Raw genomic sequence first — 17978 nt, 5'->3', positions numbered from 1 at the left:
CGGCTGGTCCTTGAGGAACGAAATGATCACTGGCGCGAAGGACATGCAGGTGGAGAGAGGGCGCGCTGGCGCGAAGTGTCCGGAACGGTGGCCCGGAGACTGACATACTCTGACCATGGCTGCTTCCTTCGAATGCACGACCCGGACGACTCTCGGCAAATCACAGCTCTTTGACCTTTCCGGAGCATCGACGCCCACAAGGATCCATGGCGCACTCCCGGGAGCGGGCAATCGCGGGTGTCACCTCTGGGTTGATTTCCCTCGGTGAGGAGGTGACCTGGCGGGCCTGGCATTTCGGGGTGCCGCTGCGGATGACGAGCCGGATCATCGAAATGGAAGCGCCGGACTACTTCGTGGATGAGCAGGTTCGGGGGCCGTTCCGGAGCTTCCGCCACATCCACGAGTTCAGTGAGGACGCCCACAGCACCTTGATGGTGGACCGGATCGAGTTCGCGGCACCATTCGGGCTACTCGGGGTCCTGGCCGAAAAGCTGGTCCTCACCCGCTACCTTCGGAACCTCATCGAGCAACGCAACCGGCACCTGGCTGCGGGCGCGCGAACGGTAAAGGGGCAGTAGGTGGACCTGGAGGTTTTCGTGCAGGAAGCGCGGCTGGGGAACCACGATCCCGGCCCGCAATCGGAGCTACTGATCAGGAAGCTGCGCGCCGAGACTCCCGAAACTATCATCGACCTCTACGAGCAGGCGCAGTGGAGCGCCGCCGAGGTGTATGAGCAATGGTCGGCCAGGCCGGAGCCTAGGGACCTCTTCGAATCCCACGAGGCCTTGGCCCTTGCACCAAACGTCCACCTGATCGGCGAGGATCCCGCGCCGCCGCTGGGGCGGCTGCCCGAGCCGAAGCCTTTCGAGTATGCGCAGTGGCTGAGGGGCTGGTGCCTCTATCAGGTCCTTGTCGGTAATTTTCAGCCGCCGGAGGGGCATTTCAGGGAGCACCGGGACCGGCCGGCCGCCATTGATTACATCGAGGGCATGTTCGGTAACGCGTTCCCGCTTGATTTTCAGGTTGCCTTCGAGCGGAGCACCGAGACGCTGTGGCCCTTTGTCCTGCGTGAGGACGCTCCGGAGTTCCTGGTCTACAACGAAGACCTCGAGGATGCCCAGTACCGGGTGCGGTTGTACAGGGGGAGGGCCCGGGAAGTCACGATGGACTTGAACGCCTCAGCGCCATGGCGGCAATGGTGGCTCAGCGGCCCGCTGCGGGCGCTGGAGTTCAGGATCGCCGGTAGCTACCGCTGGCACACGGGGGCGGCCGCGATGCATACGGGAGACACAGCTACTTCGACCCGGATGCGGAAGACGGGACTGACCGTTACCAGCACCATCATGCCGAACCTCGACCGGATCCTGGAAACGGACGAGAGCGACATCCGCCTGCTCGTCATCCAGGACCTGACCGTGCTGCTCCGCAAAGTGCACAAGAAGTACGGCTTCACTGGCGACATGCCGGAGGCCGAGTAGGCACTCCTAGGCCGGGGCGGTGCCGTCCATTTCTGCCGGGCGGACCAGGCCGAAGCGTTCGATCAGCGTCGGCAGTGAGGCGAAGTCCATCTGCAGCCCGTACTTGGCGTTTGCCCGTGCCATGCCTTCCAGGTCCGGCGGGGATCCTTCAGGAAAGAATGGCTCGACTTCCTCGAAGTACTTCTCGAACCCAGCCGGCGCGATGATTTCCAAGACCCGAGCCGACACTTCGCCAGCATTCCAGAACGTATGCCATTGGTTCCTGGGTTTTCGAACCAGCTCTCCGGGACCGGCGTGAAAAACCTCCTCGCCAAGTAGGAAGCCGACGCGTCCAGCGGTCACAACGGTGAACTCATCTTCGCGGCTGTGCCTGTGCAGGGGTGCCGCGAGTTCCTTGGGGGCAAGAACGTGCTCGACGACCGCCAAGCTTCCCGCTGTTGCGGTGGCATCGAGAAGGGTCCGGGCAGTCATGGCATCCCCGAAGCGTACCAGAAGGCCCGCGTCCGCGCCGGTCGGCCCGCTCTTCTTCGTGCCCATGGAGTTATCGTCCGCTTGTACGTCCCTCCATGCAAAGGGTCTTCCGGTCAATGTTGCATCGATGCCCAACTTGTGACCGTGGTTGTCATCGAGAGGAGCTTCGACTGCCGGGCAAGGAGTAGGCCTAGTGTTAGTGCCAAGCACCCCGCCCGCATGGGCGCCTCCCGATGCATAAAATTGCAGTATGCCCCGGAGGAAGCGATCGCACTGCTATTCGCGATGGCTATTATCTGGGCGGGCACGATTCTGGTGCTGCTTTCTACGCTGGGCCGTCCTGAAAGGCGGGCGCGGCGCCAGGAACGGAGAGCCGACAGGGCCGCTCACCAGCGGTCGCACCGCATAACACGAGTGCAGCGGCTGGCGCACCGTCGAAGGCCTTCCCGCCGCGGCCGGAGCCAAATCCTGTAGAACTGCCTGGGGCGCCCTGCTGGTCTGGCAGCGTCGGATCTCCATCCCATTTGATGTCCCTACGGACATAAAATTGCTGTATGGGCAGCCAGGAAGCGATTGCTCTGGTCTTTCTGTTTCTTGTCATCTGGGTCTGTACGATCCTGGTGCTGCTGTCCCGTGTGGACCGCGATGAGAGGCGGGCCCGACGCCACGACCGGAGAGCCAGTCGAAAGGCCGCGCATCACGCGCACTAAGCAGTAGGCGTCTGGAGGAGTTGTCGACACGAGAGGCAGCTCCGCAAAGCTGTCAGTGCCCCAGTTGGATGATCCGTGGTCCGCTCCAAAACAGCTGGCAGACCGTTACAGTAGGCCGATGGAACATGCCTGGGCGCAGCACATGCTCTCGGTAATCGAACGTGCCATTGACACTCTGGCAACCGGGCCGGAGCGCATTCAGCAGCGGCTCGCGGATGCCTACCAGTACAGCGGCATGGCGGAGAAGGTTGCCCCCGATTCGGAACTTCCGCCCACGAGTCTGGCCCTCCAAATCGATCTGCAGGCGCGACGGACACTGTGCATGACACCGAACGGGGCAAGGCAGCCGCCAGTGCCTTGCGCCTCAGTGATGACCAGTGCATCATCTTCGTCCGCAGACTCATCGCGGCGGAGCGCGAGCTGCGTGAACTGTGCGCCCCGCACGACCAGGACTGACTCCCGGCGACTCGGCCACAGTCCGGAGACGGCCTGCCCATCCCGGGCAGCGTCACCCATCGGGACAGTCGATACCGTTTGGCTAGGCTGTTTGCGTTTCAGCCATCCTTAGTTGGGTACTTACCCCGCGAGAAGGAAGAGGTCCTTGCCGCCCCTGACAGCCATTTTCCGGGTCGCCCTGGTCGTGTCGGAGCGGCCGGCACAGGCAGCACTAGGACTCGGGCTCCAGGGGGAACAGATGCAGACTGTCGAAGAAACCATCGAGGTAGCTGTTCCTGTGCGCGAGGCGTATGAGCAGTGGTGGCTGTTCGAATCCTTTCCGCAGTTCATGTCGGGGGTCCAGTCCGTAAGGCGGGTCAGTGACAGGATCACCCACTGGGTGACCAACATCGGTGGCGTGGAGCGGGAATTTGATGCCGAAACAGTAGAAGACTCTCCGGACGAGCGAATAGCGTGGCGCAGCACCGACGGTGTCACCCACGCCGGAGCCGTAGCATTCACGCCGCTCGGCCAGGGCACCACCCGTATCTGGGTCCGACTGGAATGGTCTCCCGAAAACCTGGTAGAGCAAGCCGGGGCAGCCTTCGGGTTCGACAACATGCAAGTCAGAGCAGACCTCCGCCGATTCAAGGAATTCATCGAAACCCGAGGCTCCGGCACTGACGCCTAACCCGGGCGGCGCCTGCCCCGGGGCAGAAGTGGACTCCCCTGACGAGAAGAAGATGTAATGGAGTTGGCCGTCCCGGAATGTCTCCCCCAGCCTTTCCGGGCGGTCTTTTCTACGCCCCGCTCCTCTCACTTTCGTGAGATGCCACGGGGCGAGCTTTCGTTATTCCGCGGCCCTGCGCCGGGCCTCCTGCTGATGCTGCTCCAGCTTTGCCTCGGCATCCCTTCGTCGCTGGAGCATGCCGCGGGCCTGGGTGGGCGTGGGATGGCGGTGCTCGCGTTCCCACGAGTGGTCATTGGCTCCGGTCCGTACAGCGGCTTCTCCAGTGCGGGGGCTATTGTCTTCACTTTCACTCATGGCGGGATCTCCTTTGGAGGGGCGGCGAGAGCGCAGTGCAGAAACGGCGGGGTGGTTCTGACTGCTCCCTGGTATTGGGGTACGGGCTCGAATAGCGCTTGCAGTGGGCTGGTCATTCAGGCAGTTCGATCTGGAAGCCGCAGTCGCATCTGAGAACCCGGGTGGAGAGGTAGACGCCCAGGGAGTCCTCGGCTGCACCTTCGGTGGACAGCGGCACGGAGAGCTTGCGCAGCTCTGAGCCGGCTTTTTTCATCGGCTGCCCGCAGTGCATGTAGTGACTGCCGAATATGAGCACGTCCCCTGCCTGTTCCGGACGTGCCAGGATCATCGACAGGTCGGCGACGTGGGCACGATGCTCGCTGAAGGTGCCGCACCGGTGGCATGTGTAGGAAACCAACACGACGTCGGCCGCCTCGCCTGGCAGGTCCATGACGGATCTGATCGTGACATGGCGATCTGTGCCGCAGTTGCCGCACATCACCGGCAGCGCCCGGTGCCGCCCTGCCCCGCCATGACGGAAGCCGTGAAATCCGAATGACATGATTAGGCTGCGGGCGGGTAGCTGGTGAAAATGCAGACGGGCGCGGCGCGGCCTTGCATTCGCAGCCTGCCGTCGCGGACGTTGATGTGGCACATTCGCATGCCGTTACAGAAGGACGCGTCGTGCTTAGCCGTCATCACGGGGGCCAGCCACCAGCTGGTGCGAAGGCCATAAAGGCACCCGGGGCGCAGCAGACTTTCTGTTCCTGGAGCCGGTCCGATGGCGGCGCCAAGGAACTGGCGGAAATGAGAGGTGGCCATGGCAGGCTCTTTCCTCAGGTGTGCGGGGTGGCCGCCATGCGGCTACAGCGGCGTACCTCAAGGGAGTGCACACAATCCCTGGAAGGGTTCCCTGTGGAAAGATTCTGACGCGCAGGGCTCCTGTATCGAAGCTACCCCGCCCTGCCCCGGCCTGCATAGGCCCGGCTGGGAGACGGCACAGCGATCATTCTTCGGCTATGACAATGGACGCTGCTGCCGGCCAGGTCTCTTCACCGTCCCGCGGGTAGGAGCTGCCAACGCAGTACCCCAGAGTTCGTCGGTGTACATCTCCCCGGGGAGCCGGGTCGACGGCGTCTTGTTGGGCAGCGCGTACTGGTCCCGAGTGAGGCGGTATCTGTACTTGCCGGCGCGGAGTATCGGCCGTTACCGGCGATAACAGCCGAGTTGAGAAAGGGCCACAAACGTCTTTCGACGGCCCCGAAATGCGCCCCCGGTTTTACGCTCCCGTGATCGGTTTTCCGGCGCTTTAACGGTTGTACGAAGAACCGGAAACATCCCTCGTTTCGGGCTTTTGGCGCTCCTACTCTGGTGTCATCCAATCACTCACACCCGAAAGGGGTACCCACATGAAAAAAGTAAGCGCCTGGCTGACTGCCATCATCATGGCTCTCGGGCTGGGCCTGCTGGTTCCGGGGTCCGCCTCCGCAACCCCCTCCTACTGCGGACTGGCCTGGAGCTCGCTGGCCAAGACCAACCAGACCATGAGCGCCGCATCAGTAACCAACGTTCGCTCCGGAAAGCACTACTGCTTCGACCGCCTGGTCATCGACATCAAAGGGAAGGCAACCGGCTACAACGTCCGCTACGTCTCAAAGGTCGCACAGGCCGGGTCCGGACTGCCCATCAAGCTCAGAGGTGGTGCATTCCTGCAGGTCACCGCCCACGCACCCAGCTATGACAGCGCCACGGGCAAGGCCACCTTCGTGCCGGCCAACCGCTCCGAGGTGACCAACGTTTCGAACTGCAAAACGTTCAGGCAGGTGGCCTGGGCAGGCAGCTTTGAGGGCCGCACCACCCTGGGCCTCGGCGTCCGCGCCCGGCTGCCCTTCAAGGTATTCACCGTTGCAGGTCCCGGCAACGGATCCAAGCTCGTGATCGACGTCGCCCACCAATGGTGACAGCTAAAGCCAGATAAGTAGCGGTGCCCCGCTCCCAAAGGGAGGCGGGGCACCGCTTTGCCTGCAACGCGCAGCGACTGCCTTCAACCAAGACGATGTAGAGGTGAGAGGCTCCGAGCACGATCGCGGTCACGTCTTCAGGTACGTCCTCGAGTTCAAGCCTGTAGGGTCCCTCGACGGTAAAGCAATACGCTTTCCGCTTGCCCCGGTTGATGGTGAAGACAAAAGGATCGCCGGGACTGTTCTGCGACCATCCGCCGATGACCAAATCGTCAGATGCCTCAACGACTGCGCTCATCTAATCATGTGTGAGCGGTTCTGTGGTGTTTACAGCCAGGTCGTAGGACATCATTCTTAGCCTACGGGCACCTGGCTACGCCGAGTCACGTCCGGATCACCGTAAATCCTAGTCATGGGGCGGTTCCAGCGCGCGCTGCCGTCGCCGGCAGGGCCACCATCATGCCCCGTGGTTCCCGAGCCGTTCTTCGATCAGTTGCAGGCCGGTGCCACCGGCCGCGACATGCAGCAGCCCTTCGTCTGTCCCGAGCGCGACGATCCGCCAGCGTCGCTTCAACTCCGCGGGTCGCTTGGCCGGCGGTTCGACCGTCCCCTTGAGGATGACGTCATAGAAGGGCCTGATCGTGCCGCTGGGGTTGCCTGCGCCGCTAAGGTCCGGCTGAAACCTGATCGTCCCGCGGGTCACTTGAGCGAACCCGGGCAGCCAAAGGTGGCGTATGGAACCCGGATGGGAATTTGGATAGCGGATAGCGCACTCGATGATGCCTCGTTCGGCATCTCGTGCCAGGCGCTCTCTCCTCTCCGGTGCTGCCATGTGGACGAGCAGGAGAGCGCCCAATCCGAAGGCGCCGAAGGACATAGTTGTCGAACCCCAGAATCCAAAGCGTTCGCTGAGAAGGTCCGACGTTAAGGTAGCCAGGAATAGCAGCAGCCCAAATGACCTTGCCAAGATCCTTTCCCACCAGCCCCGAGGTGCCGGACTGAGCGTCTCCTCCGCCATGCCGATTTCCTCCTACGCTCGCAGGCCAATAATCGACGTCGGCTAATCTGCCTGTCGGCTTATCGCGTTGCCCGGAAGCTCACCACCTGGATAGCCGGGTCCAGCATTTCAGGGGAATGTAACCGGACCCAGCTAACCCTGAACCGACGGTTAGCGGCTACTTTCAACGTCAGGGCACAGTCAGTGTGCCCTGCTCGCATTGGGAAATCCGGGGGGACGTCGGGGCGCGGACACGGCTTACCCTCAAAACTGGGGGGGGCACGTTCGCGTCCTTCCGAAACGAGTCCACGCTCCGTGCAAGGTTTTCCGCTCCCGCTTGTGCGGGACGGCCGGAGGCTGGGGCCCACCGCTCTGCCGTCAAGCCAAGCCCGCCGTCGGCCTATGGCAGAACCGAGCGCGGCCCCGCGTCGCGGCTGTCACGCCGCTGCCAGCTGCGCGGTCAGCCAGCCGAGCTGCTGGCCGATCCCAAGACCCTGCGTGGGGACCTCGTACTCCCACGGGCCCCTGTAGACCGCGTACCGGTACTGCTCCCCCGCCAGGACGACGAGCTTCACGTTCCCGACACCGGCAAGCTCGGCGGTGAGCTGCTCCCTCACTGTGGCCGACCACTGGTGGATCGGAGGAGACGTCCGGGCGTTGGTCCCCAGCTTCACGTCATACGGCTGGAGAATCCGGGGGCGACCTGATGACACCTGGTCCGGGCACACTCAGAAGTGAGGGCTTTGACTCAGTTCTATATGCAGGTGTCATAGGCTTCCCACATGGCGTCCGGCCTATGCTGCCAGGAGGCCGGCGGCGGAGGGCCTGCGGGGCTAAGCACCGAGACCCAACCAGCCCGCCGTCGGCCGTCCAGCAACGAGCAGCTGGCTCCGAGAAGCAAGGGGGACTCGTGGACTCATGGAAGCTCGTCAAGGCTCTGCCCCAGCCCCAGAAAGCCATCATGATGGTGTATCTGGCAGCTGCCCTGATCTTCGGTATCGCGATGCTCGCCGGCACGTTCGTCTTCAGGGAATCCGAACAAGAAGCTGTGATGTCGTGGGCCTCGGCAGGCATAGGGGTGATTGCCGCCCTGTTCGGTCTTATTCTGGCGACGAACTTCCGGGGATCGGCCGTCGTCTATGCGGCCATGATGGAGAAGCTCCAGATGTGGGGTCAGGACTACTCAACCACCCCTTTCGCGAACCCCCGCTGGCTTCGGTGGTTCGGTGCTGCCTTCATGCTGATGGCTGTTCTCGTGACGACGCTAAGGCTGGTCGGTGACGGGCTCTTCGCTGCTGCCGGGAACTGAACCAGGCGCCCTGGGAAGGCCGGGAAGGCTCCGGCCAGGGTATAGGGAGGCCGGTCAGTCGAACGAAACGCTGCGGTCAGAGGCTCGGGCATGGACTGCGTACCATCCGGGCACTGCAGTCTGAGGCCACCGTGGTTTGTTTGGCTCTTACTCGTCCACCCGAATCGACGCGGCAGCTCCAAGGTTTCTTGCCACTCTTTGTTCTGATGGTCCCACCCTGCCCCCTTCATGGCCAGCGGAAACACTCACGACCAAGTCAACAAAGTTGGAGTCTCACAACAACTCCCCTAGCAGCCGCCTGTGAGATTCCATGCTATCTGGACCATTCCGGATAATTGCCCCCACCGTTTCCGCGGATTTTCGATCACCTGAGGACGTCGTTGTTCCAACCTAGTTGGCCTCTTATCGTCAGGTCGGCTTATCTTCATGTCCGCAGCACCACACGTGACGTTTTCCCACTCCTCGAGCCTTTGGGAGAATCGTCGATTATAGCTTTTACACTGAGCATCTAACCGGACTTGGAACTCCCCGACGGCTTGCGTGTTCTGTTGCCTCTCCAACGCCGGCTACATCGACACGAACACCTGATGGGCTCCGGAAAACACGAGTCTCTAAGTACCACGTTCGAGTGCTGCAGTCACTTCCTCTGTTACATGGCCGCCGCTGGATTTGTGTTCAGCTACAGCTAATGCCCTAAAGAGGCAGTCTTAAGGGCATTAGCTGTACACAAAACTCACCCAGAGGGACGCTTGCGCGGCCCTAGGTGGCCTTACACGACCACTCCTGCTGCTGCCCGCGCTTAGCGCTTGACCGGAACCGGGGCGCCGTCGGCGTCCTGGGCATATAGCCAGTCGTTGTACTGGAAGTCGTTGTCCTTACGGCTCTTAAACAGGAGGTTCCGCAGCACCCGAGCTACGCCCGATACGTGCCACGACTCGCCCCATATCCGTGCGGTGCTCTGAACGCGAGCAGTCCGGCCGGCGCGGATAGAGTTGAAGGCCCGGATGGCTTCGTCCCATGCGTTCGGGTTGACGCCGTCGCTCGTGAACACCGTGCCGACGCTGGCGTCCTGCAGGACGGCTGCATCTTCCAACGCCTGGCAGGCTCCCTGGGCCAGGTACTGCAGCATCGGGTGGGCTGCGTCGCCCAGGAGCACCATGCGTCCGGCAACCCAGTTCTCGATCGGGTCGCGGTCGTACATGGGCCAGCGGATGCCCGTCGCCAGGTTCTTCAGGGCTTCCTGCACGGCCGGAACGCAGTCAGCGTAGGCAGCCTCGAGTTCGTCTACGCCACCGTATTGCTCTTCGCCGCGCTCGAATGACGCTGACTTGAACACAGCCACAGTGTTCAGCAGTTCGCCCTTGCGGAGCGGGTACTGCACCAGGTGGCAGCTCGGGCCGAGGTAGACCACAACGTCCTCGAGGTCGGCCTTGGGCGTCGCATCGGTAATCGGCACGGTTCCCCGGTACGCCACGTAAGCCGAGGAAACTGAGCCATCAGTGGACACCGTGTCCCGCAGAGTCGACATCAGTCCGTCGGCCCCCAGGATGACGTCTGCCTGGAACGCGCGCCCGTCCACCGCCGAAGCGATGCCGCGGCCGTTGAGTGTCTCCACGCCGGACACCGTAACGTCGTTGACCAACTCGACGCCGGCAGCCTGGCAGGCCTCCAGGAGGATGCGGTGCAGGTCGCTACGGTGGATCACCACGTACGGAGCGCCGTAGCGTTCCTCGAACTCGCCCTTCAGGCTCTGTCGCGTCAGCTCCTCGCCGGTCACAGCGTCGCGGAATACCAGGTGTTTCGGCTGGACACCAAGCTCCAACGCCTTCTCTAAGAGGCCCCAACGCTTCAGGACACGTGAGGCGTTCGGCGCCATTTGAAGGCCGGCGCCCACCTCGCCGAACGCAGGGGCGCGCTCCACGAGCGTGACGGTGGCGCCGTTCTCCCGCAGGGCCAAAGCTCCTGCCAAGCCGGCCATGCCGCCTCCAACGACAAGAACGTCGGTGGACTGTTTGGGATCAGACATAACGGTCTCCTACTGAAATTGGTGAACGTGGTGAAGGTTTGATCGCACGGCCGCGATCAGCAGGGCTGCGATGGACATCCCTGCGTACAAGGTCAGAAAGTTTGAATTAACGCCAAAGCCGGCCGCGACCAGTGGGCGGACCGCTCCCACGGCAGCGGGTGTTTCATTCATGCCACCACTGTCCCCATGGCATCTGCCTCAGCACCATATAATTCTGTTATGCAGAACGACTCCTCGAGCCAGGGTAGACATACTCGTTTACGGAAAGCGCCTGCCCAGAGAAAGCCCACCTACTCCATCGAGGCAGTGGACAACGCCCTCCAGCTGCTTCAGGTACTTCGCGACGGCGGGGCGTTGCGCTTGAAGGACGCGGCGGCTGAGCTCGGGGTCGCTCCGTCGACGGCCCACAGGCTGCTGGCAATGCTCGTGTACCGGGGGTTTGCGGTGCAGGACGAGAACCGCCGCTACATCCCGGGCCCGGCCATGGGAGTGGGGCCAGCGGGGATCAGCTGGACCCGTCGGCTTCGCACGGTTGCGCAGCCGCATATGGAGCTGCTCTGCGGGCGCATCAACGAAACCGTGAACCTCATGGTGCGGGTGGGAACCAAGGTTCGGTTCCTAGCCACGGTGGAGAGCACGAACGTCCTGCGGGTCGGTGACCGTCAAGGCACAGTAATGCCGGCCAACAAAGCCTCGGGTGGCAAGGCGATGCTGGCCGAGCTGGAGGGGCCTCTCGTCGAACAGCTCTTTCGGAGCCACAACGCCGAAATTGGCGGAGACAACATCCCGGACGACGAATACCCGGACTTCCTTCGTGAGCTGGAAACCATCCGAGCCAACGGATTCGCCGCCAACTTTGAAGGCACCGAGGAAGGCATCAGTGCCTTGGGTATGACACTGCATAACCGCTCGGGTCATGTCGTGGGCGCTCTGAGCGTAGCAATGCCCGTGGCCAGATTCCGCAACGCCTTCGACGCCGGCCTGCCGCAGATCCTGCACGAAACCGTGCGGCAAGTGGAGATTGACATCGCGGCGAACCCAGTAGATGGGGACTGAGGACGGGCAAGACTGACCCAACTGGACAACCGACAGGCAGCCCTCCCCACGCATTTCTGTAGAGCAGAAAATCGTCGAAGAGCAGGGGCGCCACACCGTACAGTCGAAAAAAGCCACAACGCAGTTGTCTGTACGCCTAGAGGAGGTCCCCGTGTCCATCAGCGCCGAGAACACGACCCACGAATCAGTTGCCGCCGCGCATGTCGCTCCGGAGCCAACACCGGAGGAGCAGGTGCAGCTTGAGCAGTTGTACCGGGATTTTGACAAGGAAAACCTGATCCCGCTGTGGACTGAGATCGCGGACTTGATGCCCATGGTCCCGTCCCCGAAGGCAGTGCCGCATGTGTGGCGGTGGAGTGATTTGTACCTTCTCGCCGCCCGCGCCGGTGATCTCGTTCCTGTCGGGCGCGGTGGAGAGCGCCGGGCCATCGCGTTGGCCAATCCGGGTTTGGGGAACACGCCCTACGCGACGCCGACCCTGTGGGCGGCGATCCAGTACCTCGGTGCGCACGAAACCGCGCCGGAGCACCGCCACTCACAGAACGCGTTCCGCTTCGTCGTCGAAGGCGAGGGGGTCTGGACGGTGGTGAACGGGGATCCGGTGGCGATGCGCCGCGGGGACTTCCTGCTGACGCCGGGCTGGAACTTCCACGGCCACCACAACGAAACCGATGCGCCGATGGCGTGGATCGACGGGCTGGACATCCCGTTCGTGCACTACGCCGACGCCGGGTTCTTTGAGTTCGGCACCGAACGCGTCACCGACGAGGCCACCCCTGACATCTCCCGCTCCGAGAGGCTGTGGGCCCATCCCGGTCTGCGCCCACTCTCCGGCCTGGATGACACCACCAGCTCCCCCATCGCGGCGTACCGCTGGGAACACACCGACCGGGCCCTGCGTGAACAGCTCCTGCTGGAGGACGAGGGCCACCCGGCCACCGTGTCCCAGGGCCACGCAGCGGTCCGTTTCACCAACCCCACCACCGGCGGGGACGTGATGCCGACCATCCGCGCCGAATTCCACCGCCTCCGCGCCGGTATCGCCACCGAGGCGGTGCACGAGGTCGGCTCCAGTGTCTGGCAGGTCTTCGAAGGCTCCGGCTCCGTGGTCCTGAACGGCGAAACCAGGACCTTGGAAAAGGGCGACCTGTTCGTCGTCCCGTCCTGGGCCGCTTGGTCACTGCAGGCCGAGACCGGATTCGATCTTTTCCGCTTCAGCGACGCCCCCATTTTCGAACGCTTGAGCTTCAACCGCACCTACACCGAAGGACGCACCAAGTAATGAGACTCCTCACCCTCCGCACCGGCAACGGAACTACGACGGCGGTCCGCCAGGACGGCGACATCCTCACCGAAATCAACGGGTTCGTCGACGTCGGGGCCCTGCTGAAGGATTCCGCCTGGGAAGAAAAGGCCGCAGCTGCCACCGGCGCGGCCCATCCACTGGAGGGCGCAGACCTCGACGCCGTTGTGCCCGCACCAGGCAAGATCATCTGCGTCGGCCACAACTACCGCAACCACATCCAGGAGATGGGCCGGGAAATCCCCGAGTACCCCACACTGTTCGCCAAGTACGCCGAATCCCTGATCGGCCCCAACGATGACCTGGCCCTGCCGCAGGAATCGGACGCCGTCGACTGGGAAGCAGAGCTCGCCGTCGTCATCGGCAAGCAGGGCCGCCGTATCAGCGAAACCGACGCGCGCCATCACATCGCGGGGTATGCCGTGCTGAATGACGTCAGCATGCGCGACTACCAGTTCCGCACCATCCAGTGGCTGCAGGGCAAGACCTGGGAGAAATCCACCCCGTTCGGCCCCGCGCTGGTCACCACCGACGAATTCACCGCCGGCCCGCTAATGACCTCCGAGGTCGACGGGGAGATCCAGCAGCAGACCCCCACCGGCGACCTCGTCTTCACCCCGGAATTCCTGGTCTCCTACATCTCCACCATCATCACCCTGAACCCCGGCGACGTCATCGCGACCGGGACCCCTGGCGGGGTCGGCCACGCCCAGGACCCCAAGCGGTACCTGCAGGAAGGCCAAGTCCTGGTCACCACCATCGAAGGCCTTGGCCAGCTGAAAAACCGCGTCGTCAAGGAAGCCTAATGGTTGCCCGCACCGACCAGACGACGGACCCGCAGCTGCTGGACGGGTTGCTGCAGGCCCGCCGGGGAACGGCCTTCTTCGCCCGCAAACTCAACGAGCTCTCCGACGCGGACCTCGACGCGGACTCGCTGCTGCCGGGCTGGACCCGCCGGCACCTCATCGCACACGTCGGCTACAACGCCAGGGCAATTGCCCGGCTGATCGAGTGGGCGGCAACAGGAGTGGAAACGCCGATGTATGCCTCCCCCGAGGCGCGCAACCATGAGATCGAGTTCGGCGCCACGCTGTCCCCGATCGCACTCCGGCACCTCTTTGACCACTCCGCCGTGCACCTGAACGTCGAATGGCGCGACCTGGCGGCCGACGCCTGGCACCACAAGGTCAAAACCGCCCAAGGGCGTGTGGTCCCGGCCGAAGAAACCGTCTGGATGCGCACCCGCGAAGTCTGGATGCACGCCGTCGACCTCAACAACGGCGCCACCTTCACAGACATCCCCGCGCCGGTGTTAGAACGGCTCCTTAAGGACATCACCGGCGCCTGGAAAACCCGCGGCACCGATGCCGGCCTCCTGGTCAGGATGACGGGCAGGGACCCTACGTTGGGCGACGCGAGTGCAGCGAACCCAACGGTCATCAGCGGACCTTTGGCGGCCGTCGTCGAATGGGCCGCAGGCCGAGGCCACAGCGGCGTCACCGCACCCGGTGCAGACGGCGCACACGGCACCATTCCGACCGCTCCGAAGTGGATCTAAGCCTCCCCGCGGCGATGAAAGCACCAACAGGAAAAACCCCTCATCGAGGGGCTTTTCCTGTTGGTGCGCTTGGCGCCCCCGGGCGAAGAGCGTAGATTCAGTCTAGGAACTCGGCATTCGTTCAAAGGAGCCGATGATGGCCGAATGGAATGCCGATAATTTGGCAGGTTCCACGGGTCCTGGGGCAATAACACTCGTCGAGGGTTCATCCTTCTGTATATCGCTCTCCAACGGGGACATCCTGCCCCATCATCCTCACGGTGTCTTCTATCGAGACACGAGAATACTTTCCCGTTGGTGCCTCGCCGTGAATGGCGAGCCGCTTGAGGCACTAGGCGCCTGGACACCTTCACCATTTCAGGGAACCTACCTCGGGAGGGCAGTGGGCGACGCCGGCCGTGCAGATAGTACGGTGACCGTCGAACGGAAGCGGGAAGTCGGGGCGGGCATCATCGAGCAAGTCACAATCCACAACTATTACCGTGAGCCGACTCGCTGTGAAGTGACCCTCTCTGTGGATGCCGACTTCGCCGATCTGTTTGAAGTCAAAAACGGGCGATTTCATCGTCACTGGGAAAAGTCACGACTGCACGAACGCGGTGAAGTCAGGATCGAGGCTGTCTGGCAGGATGTCCGGAAAGGTGTCACCGTGCATGCGCCGGGCTGCACAGTGAATGCCGAGGGAGTTTCCTACCAGATGCTCATCCCTGCCTACGGCGAGTGGAGCGTGCGCGTGGTCGTCGTTCCTTCCGTGGAAGAAGACAACGCCCAAGACATAGCACGGCTTCTCCATCCCACCCCGGACTCCCCCTCGCCCCAGGAACTCCGCAAGAAGGCCTGGGTGGAAACTCTCTCCGTTCTCAGCCTTGAAAATCGGTCTGTCGAGAAGACCATCCTGCGCAGCCGCGATGACATCGGTGCCCTGCGGATTGTAGACCCGCAGCGACCGGACCGGATGGTCGTTGCTGCAGGTGCTCCCTGGTTCATGGCGCTGTTTGGACGAGATTCATTGCTAGCGTCCTTCATGGTGCTACCCGTTGACGCCTCACTGGCCTTGGGAACGTTGCAGACGCTGGCCGAAAGGCAGGGTTCGGTCGTGGATCCCCGCACGGAGGAACAGCCGGGCAAGATACTCCATGAAGTGCGGTTTGGCGTGAATATGGGTGTCGCACTTGCTGGCAAGTCCGCCTACTACGGCACCGTGGATGCGACTCCACTATTCGTCACACTGCTCGGTGAGGTCACGCGATGGGGTGTAGCTGCTGAGGATGTCGCGATGCTGCTCCCGCATGCGGACCGAGCCCTGGACTGGATCCGAGAATACGGCGACCGTGACGGGGATGGGTTCGTTGAGTATGAGCGTCTGAACAAGCAGGGGCTCGTCAATCAGGGCTGGAAGGATTCTTGGGATGGCATCAATTTCGCTGACGGCCGCACCGCGGAACCTCCGATCGCTTTGTGTGAGGTGCAGGGCTACGTGTACACCGCCTACATTGCACGGGCGTGGATGGCCTATGAAACAGGCGACCTTGCCTTGGCTGCCGAACTGCGGGACTGTGCGGACCGGCTGAAAAGACAATTCAACGAAGAGTTCTGGCTTCCGGATCGTGGTTATTTCGCCGTGGCATTGGACCGAGAGAAACGTCCGGTAGATGCCTGTGCGTCTAATATGGGGCACTGCCTCTGGTCTGGAATCGTGGCTGAGGACAAAGCACGCCAGGTTGTTGACCGGCTTATGTCCCCCGAAATGTTCAGTGGCTGGGGCGTGCGCACTCTGGCGTCTGATATGCGTGCCTACAACCCGGTCAGTTATCACAATGGCTCGGTCTGGCCGCACGACAATGCGCTAATCGTTGCCGGTCTCATGCGCTACGGATTCGTGAAGGAAGCACAGCAACTTGCCTCAGCGCTGATGGAGGCGGCCGAGTACACGGATAACAGATTGCCCGAACTATTCTGCGGGTTCAGCCGTTCTGACTACTCTTCCCCTCTCCCCTACCCCACGGCGTGCTCTCCTCAGGCTTGGTCCTCGGCGACACCCGTAATGCTGCTCCGAAGCCTTCTGCGTTATGAGGCTGACGTGTCCGAGGGATCCTTGTGGATGGATCCGGCGCTTCCTGAAAGCTGGGGGACCCTGCATTCAACTAATGCAAATATTGGTGGCGCCCGGCTAAGGATCGACGCGTCGGGGACTCAGGTCGCTGTAGAGGGTCTGCCTGAGGGAATGATCCTTCGGAAAGGGAGTCGGCCCTCGTTGGACGATCTACTGAAAAGTATCAGAGGCGAGACGTAGGTGCTCCAAGTCCGGCCGGCGTAGAGGTTGGGACCGGATCTCGGTGGCTAGTCCGATAGCGAGTGGTCTGCGCGCATGACCACTGATCCGTCACCCTCATAGACCATGATTCGCCCCCGGCTGTTGTGCAAGTCGACCCAAAAAATTGTAGCGTCCTCATTGATTTCGTCGATGTGACCAGGCCAGGGGGGTCGGCCAAGCCGCTGAACAACCACTTCGTCTCCGGCATTCAAGTAGATCCACTCTTCGTACGTCAAGGGTCCAGGGATCAGATGGTTGTTATCACGTGCTGCATTGACGGACACGTTTCTAGAAGTCAAGGTCTCGTTCAAGGGTCAGTCCGAAGGGAACTTCGCCGGTAACTTCCACGGTGAAACTGTTGTGTTTGTGGCGGGTGACTCGGACTCCACCAGTCCGCCGGATTATCGCTTCTTCCTCTGCATGCGCGATCTCCTGGTTTAAGCGAGGTGCCAGATCGTTGGCGCGCGATACTGTGAGCTCAGGGCGATATTCAGCCCGTTCGGCTTTCCCAAGAAGTTCAGCGCCCTCTCGAGCTGACGGCTGGTGTCTTGTGGTGGGCCTGGGTGTTGGCAGCGGGCCGCTGACGTCAGGCGCGGCAGCAAGTCGGCTCATGCTGCGGGGTCGTCCAGGCTAGAGCTGCGAACAAATTCGCCTGACCTGTTGTACTCCACCGGATTCCCCTCCGACGGACTGATGCTGCTAATTTCGCTTCCCGCCAGCTGCGGAATCCACGACCAGAAGAGCTTCTTGCCATGCTCGCTGAAAAGCGCATCGTGGATAGGGAACATGGTTGCCGGACTCACTGAACGAACGAAGTCAACCGTCTCGGACAACTTCCCCCAAGGAGAAGATATAGGAACGGCAAGCACCTGGATGTCCTCTGGGGTGTATTCATAGCTGTCCCCCGGATGAAAGAATCTCGGTCCGTCCACAGGACTCAGCACTACACCGATATTGTCCTCACGAGGGAAGTCTTCGTGAATGACTGCGTGAAGACCGCCGACTGACGTCACATCAACATCCCCAATCCGCAACGATTCATCCGGCAAGAGCAAACGAAAATTCGCTTTGGCCAGAGGACCTAGCCCCGCCGCTGTGGACGCACCGGAAAGCAACACCGCGTCAGTGTTGAGGGCTAAAAGCTCTTCGAGCCGCTCGGGCGCGACATGGTCGTGGTGCCTGTGGGTGACAATAACGGCATCCAGTCCAGTAAGTCCGAAGGCTTCATCAGAGGAGAAGCTGCCTGGATCGATCAATATGCGCACGTCGTTCACGTCGACGAGAACTGCTGCGTGTCCCAGTTTGGTGATTTTCATGGTGTTTCTTTCAGGGGGCT

20 protein-coding genes are annotated in these 17978 nt (G+C 62.2%); 12 read left to right on the top strand and 8 right to left on the bottom strand.

Annotation, left to right across the window (positions count from 1 at the left end):
- Positions 1-206 precede the first annotated feature (206 nt).
- Positions 207-578 (top strand): SRPBCC family protein, encoded by a 372-nt coding sequence (locus AC5RUM_RS07960; RefSeq protein ID WP_494034430.1) that lies wholly within the window; start codon positions 207-209, stop codon positions 576-578.
- Positions 579-1478, top strand: a complete 900-nt coding sequence (locus tag AC5RUM_RS07955) for a hypothetical protein (protein WP_494034429.1) — start codon at positions 579-581, stop codon at positions 1476-1478. It begins immediately after the preceding gene.
- A gap of 6 nt (positions 1479-1484) precedes the next feature.
- On the opposite strand, the gene AC5RUM_RS07950 is transcribed toward AC5RUM_RS07955, so the two are convergent.
- Positions 1485-2015, bottom strand: a complete 531-nt coding sequence (locus AC5RUM_RS07950; protein WP_494034428.1) for a cupin domain-containing protein — start codon at positions 2013-2015, stop codon at positions 1485-1487.
- Between the two features lie 488 nt (positions 2016-2503).
- Here AC5RUM_RS07950 and AC5RUM_RS07945 point away from each other — a divergent pair, with 488 nt between their 5' ends.
- From AC5RUM_RS07945 to AC5RUM_RS07935, 3 genes are all read left to right on the top strand, one after another.
- Complete coding sequence (locus AC5RUM_RS07945; protein ID WP_494034427.1) at positions 2504-2659, top strand: hypothetical protein; 156 nt, start codon at positions 2504-2506, stop codon at positions 2657-2659.
- Between the two features lie 318 nt (positions 2660-2977).
- A complete protein-coding gene (locus AC5RUM_RS07940) occupies positions 2978-3115 on the top strand; it encodes a hypothetical protein (RefSeq protein ID WP_494034426.1) in 138 nt (45 codons plus the stop codon).
- A gap of 145 nt (positions 3116-3260) precedes the next feature.
- Complete coding sequence (locus tag AC5RUM_RS07935) at positions 3261-3785, top strand: SRPBCC family protein (protein WP_494034425.1); 525 nt, start codon at positions 3261-3263, stop codon at positions 3783-3785.
- A gap of 159 nt (positions 3786-3944) precedes the next feature.
- On the opposite strand, the gene AC5RUM_RS07930 is transcribed toward AC5RUM_RS07935, so the two are convergent.
- The 3 genes from AC5RUM_RS07930 to AC5RUM_RS07920 all read right to left on the bottom strand — a co-directional run bounded on the left by AC5RUM_RS07930 (position 3945) and on the right by AC5RUM_RS07920 (position 4940).
- Positions 3945-4139 (bottom strand): hypothetical protein, encoded by a 195-nt coding sequence (locus AC5RUM_RS07930; protein ID WP_494034424.1) that lies wholly within the window; start codon positions 4137-4139, stop codon positions 3945-3947.
- Positions 4140-4251: 112 nt separating this feature from the next.
- Positions 4252-4569, bottom strand: a complete 318-nt coding sequence (locus tag AC5RUM_RS07925; RefSeq protein ID WP_494034423.1) for a hypothetical protein — start codon at positions 4567-4569, stop codon at positions 4252-4254.
- A 113-nt stretch (positions 4570-4682) separates the two neighbouring features.
- On the bottom strand, positions 4683-4940 hold the full coding sequence (locus tag AC5RUM_RS07920; protein WP_494034422.1) for a hypothetical protein: 258 nt from the start codon (positions 4938-4940) through the stop codon (positions 4683-4685).
- A 587-nt stretch (positions 4941-5527) separates the two neighbouring features.
- On the opposite strand from AC5RUM_RS07920, the gene AC5RUM_RS07915 reads away from it, so the two are divergent.
- On the top strand, positions 5528-6079 hold the full coding sequence (locus AC5RUM_RS07915) for an AMIN-like domain-containing (lipo)protein (protein ID WP_494034421.1): 552 nt from the start codon (positions 5528-5530) through the stop codon (positions 6077-6079).
- Between the two features lie 457 nt (positions 6080-6536).
- On the opposite strand, the gene AC5RUM_RS07910 is transcribed toward AC5RUM_RS07915, so the two are convergent.
- Entirely contained in the window at positions 6537-7046 is a 510-nt protein-coding gene (locus tag AC5RUM_RS07910) for a hypothetical protein (protein WP_494034420.1), read from the bottom strand.
- Between the two features lie 467 nt (positions 7047-7513).
- Positions 7514-7789: a DUF6884 domain-containing protein gene (locus AC5RUM_RS07905; RefSeq protein WP_494034419.1), complete on the bottom strand. Its 276-nt coding sequence runs from the start codon at positions 7787-7789 to the stop codon at positions 7514-7516.
- 197 nt (positions 7790-7986) lie between these two features.
- On the opposite strand from AC5RUM_RS07905, the gene AC5RUM_RS07900 reads away from it, so the two are divergent.
- On the top strand, positions 7987-8385 hold the full coding sequence (locus AC5RUM_RS07900) for a hypothetical protein (RefSeq protein WP_494034418.1): 399 nt from the start codon (positions 7987-7989) through the stop codon (positions 8383-8385).
- A gap of 799 nt (positions 8386-9184) precedes the next feature.
- Here AC5RUM_RS07900 and AC5RUM_RS07895 read toward each other — a convergent pair.
- The gene (locus AC5RUM_RS07895; protein ID WP_494034417.1) at positions 9185-10411 is read right to left on the bottom strand and encodes an FAD-dependent monooxygenase; all 1227 of its coding nucleotides are present in this window, start codon (positions 10409-10411) and stop codon (positions 9185-9187) included.
- A gap of 219 nt (positions 10412-10630) precedes the next feature.
- Here AC5RUM_RS07895 and AC5RUM_RS07890 point away from each other — a divergent pair, with 219 nt between their 5' ends.
- The 5 genes from AC5RUM_RS07890 to AC5RUM_RS07870 all read left to right on the top strand — a co-directional run bounded on the left by AC5RUM_RS07890 (position 10631) and on the right by AC5RUM_RS07870 (position 16621).
- Positions 10631-11467: an IclR family transcriptional regulator gene (locus AC5RUM_RS07890; protein WP_494034416.1), complete on the top strand. Its 837-nt coding sequence runs from the start codon at positions 10631-10633 to the stop codon at positions 11465-11467.
- A gap of 151 nt (positions 11468-11618) precedes the next feature.
- On the top strand, positions 11619-12749 hold the full coding sequence (locus AC5RUM_RS07885; RefSeq protein WP_494034415.1) for a cupin domain-containing protein: 1131 nt from the start codon (positions 11619-11621) through the stop codon (positions 12747-12749).
- Positions 12749-13576 (top strand): fumarylacetoacetate hydrolase family protein, encoded by an 828-nt coding sequence (locus AC5RUM_RS07880; RefSeq protein WP_494034414.1) that lies wholly within the window; start codon positions 12749-12751, stop codon positions 13574-13576. The genes AC5RUM_RS07885 and AC5RUM_RS07880 overlap by 1 nt, the downstream gene beginning before the upstream one ends.
- A complete protein-coding gene (locus AC5RUM_RS07875) occupies positions 13576-14328 on the top strand; it encodes a maleylpyruvate isomerase family mycothiol-dependent enzyme (RefSeq protein WP_494034413.1) in 753 nt (250 codons plus the stop codon). The genes AC5RUM_RS07880 and AC5RUM_RS07875 overlap by 1 nt, the downstream gene beginning before the upstream one ends.
- A 136-nt stretch (positions 14329-14464) precedes the next feature.
- Positions 14465-16621, top strand: a complete 2157-nt coding sequence (locus AC5RUM_RS07870) for an amylo-alpha-1,6-glucosidase (protein WP_494034412.1) — start codon at positions 14465-14467, stop codon at positions 16619-16621.
- A gap of 629 nt (positions 16622-17250) precedes the next feature.
- On the opposite strand, the gene AC5RUM_RS07865 is transcribed toward AC5RUM_RS07870, so the two are convergent.
- Positions 17251-17958 carry an MBL fold metallo-hydrolase gene (locus tag AC5RUM_RS07865; RefSeq protein ID WP_494034411.1) on the bottom strand — a complete coding sequence of 236 codons (708 nt, stop codon included), beginning with the start codon at positions 17956-17958 and terminating at the stop codon, positions 17251-17253.
- Positions 17959-17978: the final 20 nt, after the last annotated feature.

This window comes from Arthrobacter sp. B2060, from assembly GCF_059090445.1.
The sequence above is the reverse complement of the archived record's forward strand: the minus strand, read 5'-3'. Positions and strand labels throughout refer to the sequence as shown.

What these genes read in the sequence shown, in the direction of transcription:
- AC5RUM_RS07925 (WP_494034423.1), bottom strand. Translation starts at nt 4,569, where the DNA reads ATGGACCTGCCAGGCGAGGCGGCCGACGTCGTGTTGGTTTCCTACACA.
- AC5RUM_RS07920 (WP_494034422.1), bottom strand. Translation starts at nt 4,940, where the DNA reads ATGGCCACCTCTCATTTCCGCCAGTTCCTTGGCGCCGCCATCGGACCG.
- AC5RUM_RS07890 (WP_494034416.1), top strand. Translation starts at nt 10,631, where the DNA reads ATGCAGAACGACTCCTCGAGCCAGGGTAGACATACTCGTTTACGGAAA.
- AC5RUM_RS07895 (WP_494034417.1), bottom strand. Translation starts at nt 10,411, where the DNA reads ATGTCTGATCCCAAACAGTCCACCGACGTTCTTGTCGTTGGAGGCGGC.
- AC5RUM_RS07880 (WP_494034414.1), top strand. Translation starts at nt 12,749, where the DNA reads ATGAGACTCCTCACCCTCCGCACCGGCAACGGAACTACGACGGCGGTC.
- AC5RUM_RS07865 (WP_494034411.1), bottom strand. Translation starts at nt 17,958, where the DNA reads ATGAAAATCACCAAACTGGGACACGCAGCAGTTCTCGTCGACGTGAAC.
- AC5RUM_RS07875 (WP_494034413.1), top strand. Translation starts at nt 13,576, where the DNA reads ATGGTTGCCCGCACCGACCAGACGACGGACCCGCAGCTGCTGGACGGG.
- AC5RUM_RS07950 (WP_494034428.1), bottom strand. Translation starts at nt 2,015, where the DNA reads ATGGGCACGAAGAAGAGCGGGCCGACCGGCGCGGACGCGGGCCTTCTG.
- AC5RUM_RS07945 (WP_494034427.1), top strand. Translation starts at nt 2,504, where the DNA reads ATGGGCAGCCAGGAAGCGATTGCTCTGGTCTTTCTGTTTCTTGTCATC.
- AC5RUM_RS07915 (WP_494034421.1), top strand. Translation starts at nt 5,528, where the DNA reads ATGAAAAAAGTAAGCGCCTGGCTGACTGCCATCATCATGGCTCTCGGG.
- AC5RUM_RS07960 (WP_494034430.1), top strand. Translation starts at nt 207, where the DNA reads ATGGCGCACTCCCGGGAGCGGGCAATCGCGGGTGTCACCTCTGGGTTG.
- AC5RUM_RS07930 (WP_494034424.1), bottom strand. Translation starts at nt 4,139, where the DNA reads ATGAGTGAAAGTGAAGACAATAGCCCCCGCACTGGAGAAGCCGCTGTA.
- AC5RUM_RS07870 (WP_494034412.1), top strand. Translation starts at nt 14,465, where the DNA reads ATGGCCGAATGGAATGCCGATAATTTGGCAGGTTCCACGGGTCCTGGG.